The 19,480-nt window shown below is 41.4% G+C and carries 16 protein-coding genes and 3 tRNA genes; all 19 read right to left on the bottom strand.

Going from position 1 to position 19,480, the window contains the following annotated elements:
* Positions 1 to 67 precede the first annotated feature (67 nt).
* Entirely contained in the window at positions 68 to 1,300 is a 1,233-nt protein-coding gene (locus V7201_RS06190) for a S1C family serine protease (protein ID WP_335375917.1), read from the bottom strand.
* Between the two features lie 275 nt (positions 1,301 to 1,575).
* On the bottom strand, positions 1,576 to 2,370 hold the full coding sequence (locus tag V7201_RS06185) for an MBL fold metallo-hydrolase (protein WP_335375916.1): 795 nt from the start codon (positions 2,368 to 2,370) through the stop codon (positions 1,576 to 1,578).
* Between the two features lie 5 nt (positions 2,371 to 2,375).
* On the bottom strand, positions 2,376 to 3,170 hold the full coding sequence (locus tag V7201_RS06180; protein ID WP_335375915.1) for a two-component system regulatory protein YycI: 795 nt from the start codon (positions 3,168 to 3,170) through the stop codon (positions 2,376 to 2,378).
* Positions 3,157 to 4,473 (bottom strand): YycH family regulatory protein, encoded by a 1,317-nt coding sequence (locus V7201_RS06175; RefSeq protein ID WP_335375914.1) that lies wholly within the window; start codon positions 4,471 to 4,473, stop codon positions 3,157 to 3,159. Before V7201_RS06175 ends, V7201_RS06180 begins: the two co-directional genes overlap by 14 nt.
* Positions 4,470 to 6,305 carry a cell wall metabolism sensor histidine kinase WalK gene (gene walK / locus V7201_RS06170; RefSeq protein WP_335375913.1) on the bottom strand — a complete coding sequence of 612 codons (1,836 nt, stop codon included), beginning with the start codon at positions 6,303 to 6,305 and terminating at the stop codon, positions 4,470 to 4,472. The genes V7201_RS06175 and walK overlap by 4 nt, the downstream gene beginning before the upstream one ends.
* Positions 6,306 to 6,314: 9 nt before the next feature.
* Positions 6,315 to 7,025 (bottom strand): response regulator YycF, encoded by a 711-nt coding sequence (yycF, locus tag V7201_RS06165; RefSeq protein WP_335375912.1) that lies wholly within the window; start codon positions 7,023 to 7,025, stop codon positions 6,315 to 6,317.
* 378 nt (positions 7,026 to 7,403) lie between these two features.
* Complete coding sequence (locus V7201_RS06160) at positions 7,404 to 8,885, bottom strand: M23 family metallopeptidase (RefSeq protein WP_335375911.1); 1,482 nt, start codon at positions 8,883 to 8,885, stop codon at positions 7,404 to 7,406.
* Between the two features lie 386 nt (positions 8,886 to 9,271).
* Positions 9,272 to 9,344, bottom strand: a tRNA-Phe gene (locus tag V7201_RS06155).
* Between the two features lie 154 nt (positions 9,345 to 9,498).
* Positions 9,499 to 9,570: transfer RNA gene (locus V7201_RS06150), tRNA-Glu, on the bottom strand.
* A gap of 10 nt (positions 9,571 to 9,580) precedes the next feature.
* A tRNA-Lys gene (locus V7201_RS06145) sits at positions 9,581 to 9,656 on the bottom strand.
* Positions 9,657 to 10,162: 506 nt separating this feature from the next.
* On the bottom strand, positions 10,163 to 11,452 hold the full coding sequence (locus tag V7201_RS06140; RefSeq protein ID WP_335375910.1) for an adenylosuccinate synthase: 1,290 nt from the start codon (positions 11,450 to 11,452) through the stop codon (positions 10,163 to 10,165).
* Between the two features lie 285 nt (positions 11,453 to 11,737).
* A complete protein-coding gene (gene dnaB / locus V7201_RS06135; RefSeq protein WP_335375909.1) occupies positions 11,738 to 13,102 on the bottom strand; it encodes a replicative DNA helicase in 1,365 nt (454 codons plus the stop codon).
* A 125-nt stretch (positions 13,103 to 13,227) separates the two neighbouring features.
* The gene (gene rplI / locus V7201_RS06130; protein WP_335375908.1) at positions 13,228 to 13,677 is read right to left on the bottom strand and encodes a 50S ribosomal protein L9; all 450 of its coding nucleotides are present in this window, start codon (positions 13,675 to 13,677) and stop codon (positions 13,228 to 13,230) included.
* Positions 13,674 to 15,647 (bottom strand): DHH family phosphoesterase, encoded by a 1,974-nt coding sequence (locus V7201_RS06125; RefSeq protein WP_335375907.1) that lies wholly within the window; start codon positions 15,645 to 15,647, stop codon positions 13,674 to 13,676. Before V7201_RS06125 ends, rplI begins: the two co-directional genes overlap by 4 nt.
* A 30-nt stretch (positions 15,648 to 15,677) precedes the next feature.
* On the bottom strand, positions 15,678 to 16,619 hold the full coding sequence (locus tag V7201_RS06120; protein WP_335375906.1) for a YybS family protein: 942 nt from the start codon (positions 16,617 to 16,619) through the stop codon (positions 15,678 to 15,680).
* 193 nt (positions 16,620 to 16,812) lie between these two features.
* Positions 16,813 to 17,049, bottom strand: a complete 237-nt coding sequence (gene rpsR, locus V7201_RS06115; protein WP_207501589.1) for a 30S ribosomal protein S18 — start codon at positions 17,047 to 17,049, stop codon at positions 16,813 to 16,815.
* A 52-nt stretch (positions 17,050 to 17,101) separates the two neighbouring features.
* On the bottom strand, positions 17,102 to 17,593 hold the full coding sequence (ssb, locus tag V7201_RS06110; protein WP_335375905.1) for a single-stranded DNA-binding protein: 492 nt from the start codon (positions 17,591 to 17,593) through the stop codon (positions 17,102 to 17,104).
* A 77-nt stretch (positions 17,594 to 17,670) separates the two neighbouring features.
* On the bottom strand, positions 17,671 to 17,958 hold the full coding sequence (rpsF, locus tag V7201_RS06105) for a 30S ribosomal protein S6 (protein WP_335375904.1): 288 nt from the start codon (positions 17,956 to 17,958) through the stop codon (positions 17,671 to 17,673).
* Positions 17,959 to 18,224: 266 nt separating this feature from the next.
* Entirely contained in the window at positions 18,225 to 19,325 is a 1,101-nt protein-coding gene (gene ychF, locus V7201_RS06100) for a redox-regulated ATPase YchF (protein WP_335375903.1), read from the bottom strand.
* Positions 19,326 to 19,480: the final 155 nt, after the last annotated feature.

Raw genomic sequence — 19,480 nt, 5'->3', positions numbered from 1 at the left:
ATCCACAGACCATTTTAACATAAAAAACAGGAAGCAAAATGCTTCCTGTTCATCTATCCACAAACCATTACAATGTTTCTCCACCTAATTTTAATGTAGTTTCCTGAAGCTTGCCATCGCGGTAGAACTTAACCTTCAATTCATCCCCGACCTTCTTTTGATTGTATAGGTGCTTTCGGAGATCGACAGCATCGCGAATTTCTTTCCCATCCATTTCGACAATGACATCTAGCTCCTTCAAGCCTGCTTTATCAGCAGCAGAATTAGGCTGGACTCTCCTGATCGCCACACCATACGTCACATCTTTTGGAAGCTTTAATGTATTCTGCTGATGATTAGAAGAAATCTCGTTTACAGATGCTAACTCTACACCCATTACTGGACGCTTAACTTCACCTGTCTTTTCTAAATCCTCAATAATCGGAGAAGCATAGTTAATCGGGATAGAAAGCCCGATTCCTTCAACCGCATTTTGGGCGATTTTCATCGAGTTTATACCGATGACCTGTCCCTCAATATTGATTAATGCCCCGCCGCTATTACCCGGGTTGATTGCAGCATCTGTCTGCAGGACCTCTGCCTGCCAGTCCGGTGTTCCATCCTGATTGATATCAACTGGAATTGCCCGCTCTGTGCCGGAAATAATACCTTGAGTAACAGAGCCCGAGAAAGTTAGTCCAAGGGGATTGCCAATTGCAATAACCGGTTCACCTGGCTTAAGCTTATCGGAGTTGCCAAATTCAGCAACGACCTTAATATTATCAGCAGGTACCTCAAGTACAGCAAGGTCTGTCCAAATATCACTGCCCAGTAGCTTTGCGGGAATTTTTGTCCCATCGCTAAGACTGACTTCTAGCTCAGTGGCATCAGCAACCACGTGGTGATTGGTTACAATATAGGCTTTATCACCGTCCTTTTTATAAACAACGCCTGAACCTGTCCCACCTGATTCCTGTGTCTGTCCCCAGAAATTCGTGCTTTGCTGGATATTCGTTATGCCGACTACAGCATCACCAGCTTTGTCGACAGCTTTAGTAATTCCTGAATAAACATCGATGGAGACATTCCTAGTGGAAGTAGTACCGTCCTCAGAGATCCCCTTTTCTTCATCTGATACTGCTGCTTGATTGCTAGGTTCAATTTTATAAGGAAGTACATCTAATTTAGACAAGGTCGGGATTGTGAAAATAACCAATAATGCCCCAATGATTGCACCTAACAGGCTGGCTAAAAAAGTTCCGCCCCTTCTGCCGCTTTGCGGTTTGTACCGGCTTTGATGATCGTGATCATAATACCCCAATGTCCACCCATCCTTTCACTGAACAAAATATCTGTTTGAAACGCTTATACAAATTATTATACTACCAGTGTTTCCAATTACTAAATTATCAGCACATACTATTAAACTACATACAAATTAGCTGTTTTCGTTACCTTGTTGCTTTTGAAGAGTGATTTTTCAGCGATTTATTTATAAAAATTTTCAAAAACAGCATTCTTTTAGAAAAGAGCAAACAAAAAAGGAGTAAAAGTATCCTTTTAACAGATACCTTTACTCCTTCATTATTAAACATATTAAATAGCAGTCAGCGCAGTCGGAGTTTTCGGATCTGTATCGATCAAATCGAATTGTTCTCCTACAATGATCCCGCGGCTTTCTAAAGTTTGAGTGACGGACATCCTTGCAAGCTCCTTCATATTGTTATCTAAGCTCAAGTGGGCAAGATAAATCTGTTTTGTGTTATCTCCTGCGACTTCGCTCATTGCAACAGCTGCGTCTTCATTCGATACATGGCCGTAATCACTAAGGATACGGCGTTTAACACTCCATGGATACCTTCCCATTCTCAGCATTTGAACATCATGATTGCTCTCAAATACATAGGCATCTGCATTGGAGATGATGCCTTTCATCCTGTCGCTTACATAGCCTGTATCCGTGATCAGCACCAGTTTCTTGCCGTCTTTATGGAACACATAAAACATTGGCTCGGCAGCGTCATGTGACACCCCAAATGATTCAATATCCAAGCCCCCGAAGGATTTTACTGTTTCCATATCAAAGCTGAACTTCTGGTCTAGCGGGACTTCCCCAATCAAGCCGTCCATCGCTTTCCATGTTTTTTCATTCGCATAGATCGGCAGCTTATATTTACGGGCAACGATTCCTATGCCTTTTATATGATCGCTATGTTCATGCGTCACAAATATTCCAGAGAGGTCTTTCATATCGCGGCCAATTTGCTTAAATAAAGCCTCCATTTGCTTGCCGCTCAAACCAGCATCAACCAAAAAGGATTGGCCCTCCGTCTCCACATAGATCGCATTTCCCGTACTCCCACTGGCGAGAACACTAAAATGCAATGTCATATCTCTCACTCCGTTGTTTGATTTTCACCATCAGTCAATGGAATAACCCTTCCTTCAAATGCATGGACAAAAAGGTTCTCCTTGCCGTCCACGACAAGCCTCCACGTTGGCGTTACCACATGTGAGGCCGTCAGCGATACGAGTGTAGAGTATCCCAGTTCAACTTTGGTAATTTCGCTTTTCGGCTTCAGCAGTCCCTTTTTATAAAGAGTTTCCATCGCTCTTAATGGTGTCAGCAATTCCTCTTCATCTGAAAGCTTCTCATCAATGACTTCCAAATAGGTCTGTCTATATGAAACCACTTCATTATTTGCATTAAAATACAAGATCAATCTCGCATTGCTGTTATAATAAAAAGTTTTATTATCATACTGCTGGTAATAAGTGATGGTCTTGGTTTCGTCATCCTTTTTCCAAAACTTATACTGTTCTCCAGAAAAGATATTCGACTTAATGAATCCAGAGAGTTCCGCCGGTTCAAATTTACTTGAAAGCTTGATTGGCTTTGCAAGCTTCGCTTCGATAGCGGTACCATCACCAAGATTGATAACCTGTCCCTTTGTTTTATCCAGTTCTTCATTCTTAAACACTTTTGTCCTGACACTGATATAACGTTCCTTCTTTGTTTCAGGGAGTTCAGGATATCGAATGGAGTCATTCTTAAGCTTTTCTTCCAGAGAGGCCTCTTTAATGATTTCATACTGGGCGGCATCCCTTGTGTTCAAAAATTGATAAACCAAATAAATATTCAGGACAAGGAAGGTCAGAATAAAGATTGTTTTAATTCTACTCCAATCCATTCTTCAGTCCCTCCTCCCAGACCAGTTCATGCCATTCTTGTTCGTATTGATAAAACCATCCTGGCTCTAGCAGGATTAAAGGTGAATCCCCTGGTCCCTGCGTCATATAGTAACCTGGCATAAGATTACCAAGCAAATCAGGATTGAAATCCTTCCTTTTCTCTAAAAGTTCCAGCGCTTTCTGGCCAGACGGAAGCTTTTTCGTTTTCACATCCGGATTCAATGGCAATTCCAAATGAAACCCTGGACGAATGTATCTGCTTATCTCTAATTGACCCCACTGCTGTTCGATTTCAGACATGCCCATTTGGTTAAAAATAGGATAGCCTTCCTTGCTGTATAACCTGAAAAGGACTCTCTGGTTAAAATCATCCTTGTACACATAACGGTATGCTTCTGTCCAGCCGCCATGACTGTTTACAAATTCGATACTCTTTTGAAGAACATTGCTCGTTCCAATCACAGATTCACGATCGCGGATTGGGTTCACATAATAAATCATATTCGTCTGGCTATCAACCGTCATTTTACTGGCATCATCCGTATACTCTTCACCATAATCAGATACACTTCTTTGGACAAAACTTGGATCCTTGAAAAGCGCTTCTTTGAACTTCTCGGAGTCCAGCGGATTTTGATAATATGTGTATTTAACCATGTCGATTGGATCAGATGGCAAATAGATTCGCTTAATATCAGAAATATCATGCTCAAAATAGGGTGTCAGCCTGCCCGCATTTCTATAATAATTAGCTGCAAAATCATTAATGAATGAAGGATTTACATTGCTTTCATAGACTTGCTGATTCCTCTGTGAATAAAAATAAATGATTCCTTCTTGCTTCTGCTGGGTTTCTGTTTTTATGATAATGCGGTCAAAATCAAATTTCGGCAAGTCTTTATCATCGATATTCAAGACTCTTTTATATAGTTCGATCGGGACTTCATCTGGAAAAATAATCTCTGTGTTTGCTCCCTGGGCAATTCGGTCATTGAAGTCAGTAATTCGCCCCGGATATTTTTTTACATCGTAAAATTTCCACTTCGTAATGACATTCATGATTTTATCTATATGGTCATTATCAATCGCACCATATTGTTTTCCCTCAACATGGTATATGACCTGGTGGGGCTTTACGATTTTTCTTATTTCCTTTTGGGTGGCAATGCTTACCTCATTGACGGTCTTTTGATTGCCAACACTTTCATAGTTCGGCTGGTAAGTCCAAATATTCCAGGTCAATATACCGCTGAGAAGGACAAGAAAAGTTAAGATTGCTGTTTTTATGTTTTCATATGTCATGACCAATCATCCTCTACACTCCGGTCATAAGGAAGGGTGAAATAGATTGTTGTCCCTTTTCCTTCCACACTATCTGCCCAAATTCTTCCCCCATGGGCATTAACCATTTCCTTCGCAATCGCCAGTCCCAGTCCTGTTCCTCCCAGTTTACGTGTCCTGGCTTTATCCACGCGATAGAAACGGTCAAATATTTTATCAAGATTATCCTTAGGAATTCCAACACCTTCATCAGAGATGCTGATGGTGATTTTATCTTCCATTTCTTTCGTCCGGAAAGTGATTGTCCCACCTTCTGGCGAATACTTCATGGCATTTGAAATGATATTGTAAAGGACCTGCGTAATCTTGTCCTCATCCACTTCTACAAACATCGTGTCTTCCGGAATCTCCCTGACGAACGTGACGTTTTGATTTTTTGTCATTTCAAACCTGTCAATAATGCGGTTGAAAAAGACCGGAAAGTTCACCCATTCCCTGGAAAGACGATAATCGACACTGTCCATTTTGGAAAGCTGAAGCAAATCATTCACAAGACGGATCATCCGCTCAGTTTCAGTCTGGGTGATATCAAGGAAATTAGGCGCAATTTCTTCGTCCTTCCAAGCTCCTTCCGCCAATGCGTCCAAATAACTTCGCATCGTCGTTAATGGTGTCCGCAGCTCGTGAGAAACGTTTGCAACGAATTCGCGTCTCTCCAGATCAATTTTTTCCTGTTCCGTTATATCATACAGAACGGCAATCAAACCATTCACAAAGCCACTTTCCTTTTGGATAATCGAAAAGTTTGCCCGTAAAATAAACGGCTTGCTTTTTGTACTGTAATCAAGGACGATTGAGTCTTTTTCCTGGAGGAGATCTTCAAATGTATAATTTTCATCAAGCCCAAGTACAGAAACAATTGGCTGCGAAAGAACTGTTTCACGTGAAACACCAAGCATTTGCGCTGCTGGCTCATTAATCAGGATAATCCGCCCTTTTCGGTCAGTAGAAATGACACCATCGGTCATATAAGAGATAACAGAAGATAGCTTTCTCTTCTCCCCCTCTGTCGTAGCCTGGGCTTCCTGAAGCTTTTTGGTCAAATTGTTGAAGGTAATCGCCAGCTGACCAATTTCATCATAACCGTATACCTTGACCTTCCGTGAAAAGTTCCCTCGTGTCATCGCCAAAGCTTGTTTACGCATATCCGAGATCGGCCTGGTGATCGTCTGGGCAAGCAGGACGCCTAGTATGGCAGTGAAAATAAGCGCAATCGCTGTTCCAGTGGCCAGGATCTTGTTAATATCCTTCATCTGTGTAAATATATTTTCGACTCTTGCTACTAAGTAAACAGCACCGATGGCTTCATTGTTATGCATGATCGGAGTTGAGAGGACCCACACTCTCTTGCCTGTCTTATTGTCCATCTGGATGACATCCTCATCTTCTTCAAAGACGATAGACCGCTTTATTTTCAGGTCGGTTGTCCTTTGCCCTACAAGCCCCGGATTTGTGGAGCTGGACGTACCCAGGATTTTAAAGCTCCCGCCATCTATGACCCTTATCTCAGAGATATCTGAGGTTTTAGAGGTTTTATAATCCCTTAAAATCTCTTGAATGGCTTCTTCCTTTGTCGGATCCTCTTTCCCTCGTTCCTTGAGCAGCTCTTCTTGAATATCATAGACTAAAAGGTCGACACGAGACTTAACGGAATCCTGATAGTTTGTCATCAAGGTTGTTTCTAGCTTACGGACAAAATATACGCCTATTATTTGCATGGCAACTAATATAAGCAATACATAGATAATCACAAATTTAAGATGAATGGACCGAAAAAAACCTACCTTTTTCATTCCCGCTCCTTACTCCTGCTCAGAGTTTCTCAAATAGTAGCCTACTCCTCGTCTTGTCACAATCCATGACGGATGGCTAGGATTATCTTCAATTTTTTCACGGAGTCGCCTTACCGTAACATCCACCGTACGGACATCTCCATAATAGTCATAACCCCAGACAGTCTGCAGCAGGTGCTCCCTCGTCATGACTTGGCCAATATGCTTCGCCAAGTAGTGAAGCAGTTCGAATTCGCGGTGAGTCAATTCGATTGTTTCACCTCTTTTTGAAACAACATACGCATCCGGATGAATCGTAAGAGAACCAACTGTGATTTCATTGGACTCCTCTTCCTGATCAGCCTGCACAGCAATTTGCTGATGACGGCGCAGGTTAGCTTTAACCCTGGCAATTAACTCCCTTGTGCTGAATGGTTTCGTTACATAGTCATCAGCACCTAGTTCAAGGCCTAAAACCTTGTCAATCTCAGAGTCTTTAGCCGTCAGCATGATGATCGGCATTTCATATTTCTTGCGGACCTCACGGCATACTTCCATGCCATCACGCATTGGCAGCATAATATCAAGCAAGATTAAATCCGGCTGGATTTCCTCTACCATTTCGATTGCCTGGTTACCATCATAAGCGCAATACACATCATAGCCTTCTTTTTTCAAGTTGAACTGTAAAATATCTGCAATTGGTTTTTCGTCATCTACAACCAAGATTTTTTTCTCCATACCAATTCTCCTTTATTAGCCAAAATAAATCCCTGTATAAATTTTTGTTTACTTTATGGCCTGTTAAACTTGCCTGTATCTTTCAATCACAGGCTTTCTAATCAACATAGCCTTCTTTATAATAATCCTATCTTATCTATTTTACTTTAAATCAGCAAAAAACTGAATTTATCTGTTATATAACTTCTCTTCTTCTCTTCCCAATTGTACCAATCCTGCCCATTATAAGAAAAGCGTAAGCGCCTTGGTCAGCCCCGACAAGCGCTGGAGCTGGACATTTCTCGATGTGAATTTTATACTTTCTTCTCTTTTTATAAAAACTGCCTTAATGAATGAAAAAAGTCTCTAGGTGGTCTAGAGACTTCTTTCCATATAAGTTTAGCGATTGAGTTTAGACATTGGATTGATCAACTTCCCATTTTGATAAACTTCAAAATGGAGATGGATTCCAGTAGAGTTGCCTGTCCTTCCCATGATGCCAATCTTTGAACCGCGAGCTACTGTCTGTCCTGAGCTTACTGTAATAGATGCAAGATGAGCATACATCGTTCTATAACCATTTTGATGGTCAATTATGATTTTATTGCCGTATCCATCATTGTTATTGCCAGCTAAAACAACTACACCGTTATCAGCAGCTTTAATTGTATAGTTGCTAGGTCTAGCGATATCAATTCCTTTGTGCATCTTGCTCCAGCGGTATCCTTGCTGACTTGATATATAACCACCGTTAGTTGGCCATACAAAGGTTCCTTCTCCACGAGACGGAACAACCTTTGTTCCTTTGATGATGATTTCATTTACCGGTTTCTGGAGTACTTCTGTTTTAATCGCTTCTTTTTTGACAACCTGGCCATTCTTTTCTGATGTTACATAAATTTTCCCATTAACACCATTCTTGCCAGTTTGCTGCTTCTTCGTATCGCCTTTGAACATTTTAGGGTTATTTACAACCTCTTTTTGGAATGCAACTTCTTCCTTTACATAAGCCTGGCGATCAACAACCACTTCTACAAGAGGCTTTAACACCGTTACATTAAGCTCCTGGCCAGGCTTTAAAACTGAATCCTCATTAAGCCATTTGTTTAATGAAAGTAATTGAGTTAGCTTCAAATTATGTGAGCTTGCAATGCTGCTTAGGACATCCCCGTCTTTAACCTGGTACTTCTGTTCTTCCAGCGTACCCTTTTTAAGAAGCTTAATCGCTTCTTCCACCATTAAGATTTTTTCAGGGTCAATTTTTTCTGATGATTGTGAAACATTTTTTGTAAAACGAACGTCTAATAGACGAGTTTCATTTTCTTTCACTTCGGGTATTGGTAGATTAGGAGATTTCTTTCTATTCTCCAACCCAGCTAATTCTTCTTCACTTACATACTCAAGCATCATTTTTTTCAGGACTTCTTTAGATGCTTCCTGATCCTTTAGGTAAGCTACAGGTTCACCGTCAATAACAAGAGCTGACGCCTCGGCCTGAACAGCCATTTGACTCTTGATTGCGTTTAACACCTCTGAACTATCAGTATTTGCTGCAGAAGAAAATACCTGTTCAGGAATAAAAGAAACATCAAGTCCAAGATCAACTTCAAAATCTTTATATTCTTTTTGAACCGATGCTACCTTCTCTTCAACCATTTTTTCAACTTCAGCTTTATCCGCTACAATCCCTACGAATTTATCATTTAAATAGACATAATATACAGTTGTTAGATTCGACTCAGCAGCAAGGGCGACATTTCCAGCACCAAAGGACAACGCAGCTACAGTGACTGCAGCCAAGATGGACTTCTTGATTGTCGGATTCATCCCTTTTGATGTTTTGCCCGCAAGACTGGACAGCTTCTTTTTTAAATTCTTCATTCTGATCCTCCTACACTACGGTAAAACAAAATATATAAATCTAGTACTATTTAACCAATTTCAGAAAATTGTACCTTTATACTTTACCATAAAATGTATCAGTAAGAATGCTAGACTTCAATATGTAACAAAAATGTATAATAGCTGACATTAAATTACGTTATTTGTAAGTAATTTGGTAACGTATGCCGGTATATTTTTATTTAAAATAAGTTTAAAACCCAGTCGCGATAAGGCTTTTAGCCTAGTTTTATAGGATGAACTTTTTTACTTTATTAAAGAAACATAACCCAGTTGTGGGTGATGAAAATTATCAGTAATATTACAATTATGTTACAATTAAACAAAAAAAAGGAGCATGTCATATGACACGCTCCCTTTTTTAATGGCTCAGGACGGAATCGAACCGCCGACACAAGGATTTTCAGTCCTTTGCTCTACCGACTGAGCTACTGAGCCATGATAAAATTATTTCCTAAACTTTGTTTTGTTTAAGACCTTTGCTCGAATGACCTCCCGGTCTTTCTCGCAAGTTGCCGCAGATGCTTAGTCGAAGATGTAAGCAACTTGCTCTACCGACTGAGCTACTGAGCCATGATAAAATATGTAAAAGTGACCCCTACGGGATTCGAACCCGTGTTACCGCCGTGAAAGGGCGGTGTCTTAACCGCTTGACCAAGGGGCCAGAATGAAAATGGTGAGCCATGAAGGACTCGAACCTTCGACCCTCTGATTAAAAGTCAGATGCTCTACCGACTGAGCTAATGGCTCGTATAGATTACGATTGAACAACTGTCTTTCTCAAGCTTGCAGTTCTTATCGCATTTTGTCGATTCGGTGACAACGTTGTTTATATTACCATAATAATTTAGTGTTTGTATATGTTTTTTTGAAATTTTTTTCGTATTAATTATTTTTCTAGCCTGCTGAGTAAAATTTTATAACTTTTGATTCAGATAGAGGACAAATTATTTATAAAAAATACGTTTAGTGGGGCTGGATAATTTTATTTTAATGATCAAGACTTTTTAGACAATTCAATTCCGCGAAAATGAAGGTTTATTCCGCGATAGTTTACCTTTATCCCGCGAAAAATAGTGTAAATCCCGCGAGCTTTTGTCGAAATCCCGCGAACTGGAAATTATTTATGTTTTTTTCCAATTCCAAGACCTCGTTTCAAATTCGAACTTTATTTCTTAATGCCAGGTTATGGAGCACCATCCTCCTATATAAAATTAAGAAACCCCCGCTCCATTAAGGACGGGGGTACAAATATATTAAGATCTCCAAGGACTGCGCACAACGTTTGTCTGTGTGCGGTCTGGGCCTACTGAGAAGATGGACAATGGAATTCCTGTCAGTTGTGAAATACGCTCCAGGTAGTGTCTAGCGTTCTCTGGAAGCTCATCTAGTGATTTACAGCCTGTGATGTCTTCCGTCCAGCCTGGAAGCTCCTCATACACTGGCTCACAGTCTGCGAGCATTTTGAGGCTTGCTGGGAATTCTTCAATCAATTCGCCTTTGTAGCGGTACGCGATGCAAATTTTCAGCGTTTCGATTCCTGTTAATACATCGATCGAGTTCAAAGATAGATCAGTAATTCCACTAACGCGGCGTGCATGGCGGACAACGACACTGTCGAACCAGCCGACACGGCGCGGACGGCCTGTTGTTGTACCATATTCGCGACCTACTTCACGGATTTGGTGACCGATCTCATTATCAAGCTCTGTTGGGAATGGGCCATCGCCAACGCGAGTTGTATAAGCCTTTGACACACCGACGATATGTGTAATCTTAGTAGGTCCAACTCCAGAGCCAATCGTTACGCCGCCAGCAACAGGGTTGGAAGAAGTAACGAATGGATATGTTCCCTGGTCGATATCAAGCATAACACCCTGCGCCCCTTCAAACAGCACACGGCGGCCATCATCAAGTGCATCATTCAATACTACAGATGTGTCCTGTACGTAATGTTTAATTTGCTGGCCATATTCATAATATTCATCAAGAATGTCTTCAATTTTGAAGCCTTCTGTCTCATAAATTCTTTCAAAAAGGCGATTCTTTTCCTCAAGGTTACGCGTAAGCTTTTCTTCGAAAGATTCGCGGTCAAGCAGGTCTGCAATCCTGATGCCGATTCGTGCAGCCTTATCCATGTATGCAGGTCCAATGCCCTTTTTAGTCGTACCAATCTTATTTGCACCCTTGCTAGCCTCTTCGACCTCGTCAAGCTTCAGGTGGTAAGGAAGGATCACATGTGCACGGTTGCTGATACGCAGGTTGTCAGTGGTCACTCCCTTGTCATGAAGATAGGCAAGTTCTTTAACAAGTGCTTTTGGATCAACGACCATCCCGTTGCCAATCACGCTGATTTTATCTTTATAGAAAATTCCAGATGGAATTAAATGCAGTTTATATGTTTCGCCATTGAATTTTATTGTATGTCCAGCGTTGTTTCCACCCTGGTAACGGGCAATTACTTCAGCATTTTCAGAAAGGAAATCAGTAATCTTCCCTTTTCCTTCGTCTCCCCATTGTGTTCCTACTACTACTACTGATGACATATAAAAAGCACCTCCAAAGGTATACGGTAAATTCATTCCCGTTTCAAACATATAAAGTTTATCAGCTTTTCGAGTAAAAAGTCAATTAAACACGAACATTTTATTTGTGTTACAAATTATTCGTTCGTAAATACTATTTTTGAAAACAAATCTGTTTTTTATGTAAAAAAAGACTGTTTTATTTAAGATTGTTGTTTTAAATGGATATTTGGAAGCAAAACATTAAAAATAAGTTAAGAAAACAGCCAAAAAAAAGAGAACTAATCCAATACGGATTAATTCTCATTATGCCCCTGGTGGAGCGTACGATTCATCATACCTCTGCTCGATGTTGACGAATTTGTTATATTCCTTAACGAAAGCTAGCTGTACGGTGCCAGTCGGGCCGTTACGCTGCTTAGCGATAATGATTTCAATGATGTTCTTGTTTTCTGATTCTTTGTCATAATAGTCATCACGGTACAGGAAGGCAACAATATCGGCATCCTGCTCGATGGATCCCGATTCACGAATATCGGACATCATCGGGCGTTTATCTTGACGCTGTTCCACACCACGGGACAGCTGAGAAAGGGCTATAACTGGTACCTTCAGTTCACGGGCCAATTGCTTCAGTGAACGTGAAATTTCAGATACTTCCTGCTGACGGTTTTCGCCAGCACGGCCGCTTCCCAAAATAAGCTGCAAATAGTCAATCATAATCATGCCAAGCCCATGCTCCTGCTTTAGGCGGCGGCATTTAGAACGGATATCAGTAATTCGGACACCGGGAGTATCATCTATGAAAATCCCTGAGTTTGACAGGCTGCCCATTGCCATCGTCAGTTTTCCCCAGTCTTCGTCTGTCAGGGAACCAGTACGCAGCCTTTGGGCATCAATATTGCCTTCAGCACAAAGAACACGCATGACCAGCTGTTCTGCACCCATCTCCAAACTGAAGATTGCTACGTTTTCTCCCGTTTTCTTAGCAACGTTTTGGGCTATATTTAGTGCGAAGGCTGTTTTACCTACGGAAGGACGAGCACCAACGATGATCAAATCGTTTCGCTGGAAACCTGCTGTCATTCTATCCAGTTCAGTGAATCCTGTTTCCAGACCGGTAATATCGCCCTTACGGTTATGCATTTCTTCAATATTATCGTAAGTCCTAACAAGGACATCTTTTATATTATGAAAGGCTCCGGCGCCTTTACGCTGGGCAACCTCCATGATGTTCTTTTCCGCTTCAGCGAGCAAGGCTTCAACTTCGTCTTCGCGCATATAGCCATCTTCAGCGATGCCAGATGCTGTACGGATCAGCCTTCTGAGGAGAGATTTCTCTTCTACGATTCTAGCATAATATTCTATATTTGCTGCTGTCGGAACCGATGCAGCCAATTCACTTAAATAACTAACGCCGCCCACATCTTCAATCAGCTTGGAGGACGCCAGATTTTCTGTCACTGTCACTAAGTCGATCGCTTTTCCCTTATCGCTCAAGTCCAGCATGACATTGAAGATTTTCTGGTGAGCTACTCGGTAAAAATCTTCAGGGATTAAGATTTCTGAAGCAAGAGTCAAAGCTGATGGTTCTAAAAATATCGCACCAAGCACTGCTTGTTCCGCTTCCATATTTTGTGGCGGAAGTCGATCCGCAAATAATTCACTCATCTGCCTGCCCCCTTACAAAAGGAATTCTTTCTTTTTTAACAGAAAAAAGTGACCAGCCATTACCGATCACCATTTCTCTGTAACTATATTATTTTAACATGTTTATGACTAGATGGAACTGTAAATTATTTTCCTTCTTTTACATGGACATTCAAAGCAGCTTGAACTTCTTTATGAAGCTTTACTGGAACTTTCGTGTAGCCGAGCGTGCGGATTGCATCCTGAAGCTCGATTTTTCGCTTATCAAGCTTAATGCTATGCGCTTTTTGCAGTTCCTCAGCAATCTGCTTGCTTGTGATGGATCCGAATAAACGGCCATCTTCTCCGGATTTCGCAGTGAGTTCTACTGTCACTTTTTCAAGTGTCTCCTTAAGAACTTTCGCTTGTTCCAATTCTTCCTGCGCCATTTTCTCTTCTTTTTTCTGCTGGGCATTCAAAGAGCTCATCGCACCTTGATTTGCTTCAACTGCCAAGCCTTGCTTGATCAAAAAGTTATGTGCATATCCATCAGCTACGTTTTTGATTTCGCCTTTTTTGCCTTTTCCTTTAACATCCTTCAAAAAGATTACTTTCATTCTTTTTGTCCCCCTTCTAAATATTCATTTATAGCGTTTTTAACCATATCTTCGGCTTCATTCATGGACACGTCATATAATTGGGTGGCTGCATTTGTTAAATGCCCGCCGCCTTCTAGATGCTCCATGATCACCTGGACATTGATTTCGCCAAGTGACCGGGCACTTACACCAATAGTATGGTCTGTCTTTTTAGAAATGACGAATGAGGCTGTTACGCCATCCATGGTCAAGAGAGTGTCTGCAGCCTGGGCTATCAGCACCTGGTCACAGTATACGTCCTCCTCGCCTCTTGATATGACAATGCCATCTTTGTAAAAATAAACATTCTCAATAATTTTTGCTCTTTTGATATACGTATTGATATCTTCTTTTAAAAACTTTTGGACAAGAACGGTGTCTGCCCCGTGGCTTCGCAAGTAAGAAGCTGCATCAAAAGTACGTGCACCCGTTCTTAAAGTAAAGCTTTTTGTATCAACGATGATTCCAGCCAATAATGCAGTTGCCTCCAGCATTTGGATTTTACCATTCTTCGGCTGATATTCGAGCAGTTCAGTCACAAGCTCCGCTGTAGAAGAAGCATATGGCTCCATATAGACAAGAAGAGGATTCTTAATGAATTCTTCCCCTCTGCGGTGATGATCGATGACAATGACATTTTCAATCCGATTCATAAGCCTTTCATCGATGACCAATGAAGGTTTATGAGTATCGACCACGACAAGCAAAGTATCGTCAGTTGCGATTTCATATGCCTGTTCCGGTGAAATAAAACGTGAATACATCTCTTCATTTTGTTTGATTTCAGCCATCAGACGCTGTACGCCCGTATCTATTTCGTTTTTATTATAAATAATAAATCCTTCTCGCTTATTCATCTGGGCAACTTTCAAAATTCCGATTGCAGAACCAATTGCGTCCATATCTGGATTCTTATGTCCCATGATCAATACTTTGTCGCTTTCAACAACCAATTCCTTCAAAGCATGGGAAATGACCCTCGCCCTCACTCTGGTCCGTTTTTCAACGGGATTGGTCTTGCCGCCGTAAAATTTCACCTTTCCATTTGGCTGCTTGATCGCGACCTGATCCCCGCCACGGCCCAATGCCAGATCGAGGCTGGACTGCGCCTGGGAACCAAGCTCAGGCAGCGAAGAAACACCTGTGCCGACTCCGATACTCAATGTGAGTGGAACATTTTGCTTAGAAGTCGTTTCTCTTACTTCATCCAAAATCGTGAACTTTCCCTTTTCCAGCATATGAAGAATGTTTTCACTGAAAACAGCGATAAATCGTTCAGAAGAAACCCTTTTAAGGAATACGCCATTAGTGGTTGCCCACTTATTTAAAATGGAGGTTACCAGGCTGTTCAAACTGCTCTTGGTCTGATCATCCATTCCCTGTGTCAATTCCTCGTAGTTATCAAGATAGATGATGCCAATGACCGTTCTCTCATCATGATACATTTTCTCTATTTCAGCCTGTTCAGTTACATCAAAAAAATAGAGCAGCCGTTCTTCCGGCTTATGGATGATTCTGAATTTACGGTCATGCAGCGATATAATTTCCGTTTCAACCTCTTGCTTAATCAATGGTATGACAGCATCAGCCACATCGTATAAAGATCTTCCGACAAGAGTGTCTTCATGAAAGCATGAAGCGATGAAAGGGTTGGTCCATTCAATATAATAATCGTCATTGATCAGCATAATGCCAATCGGCATCTCCATCAGTGCTTCTTCGCCGACCTTTTTGACTCTGTACGACAAAGTGGAAATGTACTCTTCTGTTTCTTGTCTCATTTTATGATTCACTTGAAAAATAAGATATATCAACAGGCCGGTGAGAATGAACCCTGCTGCCCCTATAATCCAGTTATAGTAAGACAGCACTCCAATAAGCACCAGTGTTACGGCCATCAATCCATATAGTGGATAACGTATTTGCCGCCTCTCTAAATAAGAAGGCATGTGCTCAGCTCCTAAAGCAGTAGTTTCTGATTACTTCTTCTCCACAAGACGTTTTCTTAAATCAAATCCTAAATCAATTATACCTAATATCCTGACAATATAAAGAATAAAAGGCAGAAGGAATAAAAGGACGATGACGACTATTGGCAAAGCCTTAGGATACCCTTTAGCATGAGTGATATAAAAGATAAATGATAAACCCTGGAGAACCATCAGCATCTGGAGAATGAACGAAAGATTGGCAATCACCCAGAACCAATAAGTCCCCTCCTCCGGCCTCATCAGCATCGCTGCAAGCATTGTGAGAAGATAATACCATAAAATACTCTTTGGCAAGGCTAAGTCCCTGAATGGACGCCACTTTGGAACATCTATGCCAAATCGCTTCAGAAATGGAAAGGATGCAAGCTGGATGACAAACACAAGCAGGAAAGATGCCATCACGAACATGCTAGGTACCAGCGTCTCCATTAAATCAATCATGGATTCAAATTGCTTGATCATTTTCTCATCCGGTGACTGCCCTAATTGCTCAAGCATCTTGATCGACTGTTTAACTGACAAACGGAATGTATCCATTAATTCGTCAATAAAGTTAATTTTAAAAAGGACGATTGACACAGCATATTGACCTACTATATTTACAAGAAACACGATGGAACCAGCCATGAAAACTGCCAGCCTGCTTTTCCCTTCCCTGATCATATATCCCATTACTGCTCCTGTAGTTCCATAAGCAAGAGCGAGGGGTATCGCTAAAAAGGAACCAAGAATCATTGACAACAGGACTCCAGCCAGGGTAAACACCGCGGTGCTTTTCAAATCATGCTTTGCTCCAAAGAACAAGAAAGGTAATGCCAAGAAGAAATTAATCACTAAACTAAGTACAGGTATATATAAGGTAATCAGCAGCATAACAGCAAAGATAGCCAGTAATATGGCTCCTTCTGTCAGCTTATATGTATTTTTCATAATTCACCCCTTAGCGGTAATACGCAAATGCCTTTAAGATGAAAACCTATAAGGACTTTTGCAAGAAAAAACTAACTCGTAAGCACTATTTTAGCTACAAAGCACGGGACAATCAACCGAAGTGCAGGCAGAGGTTCAAAAACCTAATATAAAAGGCAGCGGGAGAACCCCGCTGCCTTTTAAAATCCGATCATTATTCGCCTGAAACGTATGGCAGTAATGCCATTTGACGAGCACGTTTGATCGCAACTGTCAATTTACGCTGATATTTAGCGCTAGTTCCAGTTACACGACGTGGTAAAATTTTACCGCGCTCAGAGATGAATTTTTTTAGAAGATCAGTATCTTTATAATCGATCTTTGTGATTCCGTTTGCTGTGAAGAAACAAACTTTACGGCGCTTTGCACGTCCGCCTCTGCGTCCACCCATTGCCATGGTCATTTCCCTCCTTGTATATTTTTATAATACGTCCGAGTTTATATTAGAATGGAAGATCATCATCTGAAATGTCGATTTGGCCGCCACCTGCAAATGGATCTTCATCTACTTTTGTATAACCTTGATTTTGGCGTTGATTCTGATTCCCAAATGGGGAACCTTGATCATTTTGGCGGGAATAGTTATTATCCCCTCTGTCTGAAGTTTGACCTTGACCTTTAGGCTCAAGGAACTGAACGCTCTCAGCTAGAACTTCTGTAACGTAAACACGTTTACCATCTTGTCCCTCATAGCTGCGAGTTTGTACACGTCCGTCTACGCCAGCCAGGCTGCCCTTCTTAAGGAAGTTAGCAACATTTTCAGCAGGACGGCGCCATACTACACAGTTAATGAAGTCCGCTTCTCTTTCACCCTGCTGGTTGGTAAATGCACGATTTACCGCAAGTGTGAAAGTAGCAACTGCAACTCCATTCGGTGTGAAGCGTAATTCAGGATCCTTAGTCAAACGGCCGACAAGAATGACACGATTCATCATCAGAATCAACTCCTTCCCCTCAGCTGTGCTGTTTCACGTGAAACAATTCCAGCTGAAAGTATATATCAATTTTATATTTATTCTTCTTCTTTAATTACGATGTGGCGAATGATATCTTCGCTGATCTTTGCAAGACGAGAGAATTCCTCAACTGCAGCTGGCTCAGCATTTACTTTTAAAAGCTGGTAGTAGCCATCACGAAAATCATTGATTTCATAAGCAAGACGGCGTTTGCCCCATTCTTTAGCTTCTGAAACTTCCGCACCGTTATCTGTTAAAATTCCACTGAAACGCTCAGTAAGAGCCTTTTTAGCTTCCTCTTCAATATTTGGGCGGATGATGTACATAACTTCGTACTTTCTCATCACTGTCACCTCCTTTTGGTCTGACGGCCCCATTACAGGGCAAGGAATAATTGTTTAATTACTCACAAGTTGAAATTATACCATAGTTATTTTTCAAAAGCAATGCTATGAAAAACGATTAACCGTTTCATATTTATAGCCTTTGTTAATCTATAATTAAACACTAACATATGTTCGTATTTTTGTCCAAAGTTATAAACTAAAACTGAGACTATTTTAGCCAAAAATATAAAAGCCCCGCGATTTACACCGCAGGGCTTTTCCAATTAGACGTTAAAACGGAAGTGGATGATATCTCCGTCTTTTACTTCATATTCTTTGCCTTCAAGGCGAACCTTTCCAGCTTCTTTGGCAGCTGTCATCGTGCCTGCTGCAAGCAAGTCATCATAATGGACTGTTTCTGCACGGATAAAACCGCGCTCAAAGTCTGAATGGATAACGCCGGCACATTGAGGAGCCTTCATGCCGCGGCGGAATGTCCAAGCGCGTACTTCCTGCACTCCAGCAGTAAAATAAGTAGCCAGTCCAAGCAGGCTGTACGCAGCACGGATCAACTGGTCCAAACCTGACTCTTCGATGCCAAGCTCTTCAAGGAACATAGCTTTTTCTTCGCCTTCAAGTTCAGCAATTTCTTCTTCGATCTTCGCGCAAATAACGATTACTTCAGCATTTTCCTTCGCTGCGAACTCACGAACCTTCTGGACGTATTCATTGTTGTTTGGGTCTGCAACTTCATCTTCACTTACGTTTGCCACATAAAGCATTGGCTTGATTGTAAGCAAATGAAGATGTTTGACAATCTTCATTTCTTCTTCCGTGAATTCAACCGCACGTGCCGGCTGCTCCGCTTCAAATGCTTCACGGAGGCGAGCTAAGATTGGGAATTCGACAGCTGCATCCTTATCTTTTTGCTTAGCAAGCTTTTCAACACGGCCAATTCTTTTTTCAACTGATTCAAGGTCAGCAAGGATTAATTCCAAGTTAATAACCTCGATGTCAGAAATAGGATCTACTCTACCCGCAACGTGGGTGATATTGTCATCTGCAAAGCAGCGAACTACCTGACAGATCGCATCTACCTGGCGGATATGTGAAAGGAACTTGTTGCCGAGTCCCTCACCTTTGCTTGCGCCTTTAACTATCCCGGCGATATCAGTGAATTCAAAAGCTGTTGGTACAGTCTTTTTCGGCTGTACAAGCTCAGTCAATTTATTTAAACGATGGTCAGGAACTTCAACAATCCCTACGTTCGGGTCGATCGTACAGAACGGATAGTTAGCTGATTCTGCACCAGCCTGTGTAATTGCATTAAACAAAGTCGATTTCCCTACGTTAGGAAGTCCAACAATACCTGCTGTTAAGGCCATCCATGTCACTCCTCTATATTAAAAAATATCTATTCAAGCTAGAATCACCTAAACGATTTTGCCTCTCACAATTATAGAGATTACCGGGTGAAAAGACAAGCACATAAGAAAAGCGCAAGCGCCTAGGTCAGCCCCAACAAGCGCTGGAGGGCCTG

The organism is Bacillus sp. JJ1122 (assembly GCF_036964885.1).
Lineage (GTDB): Bacteria > Bacillota > Bacilli > Bacillales > Cytobacillaceae > Mesobacillus.
The sequence above is the reverse complement of the archived record's forward strand: the minus strand, read 5'-3'. Positions and strand labels throughout refer to the sequence as shown.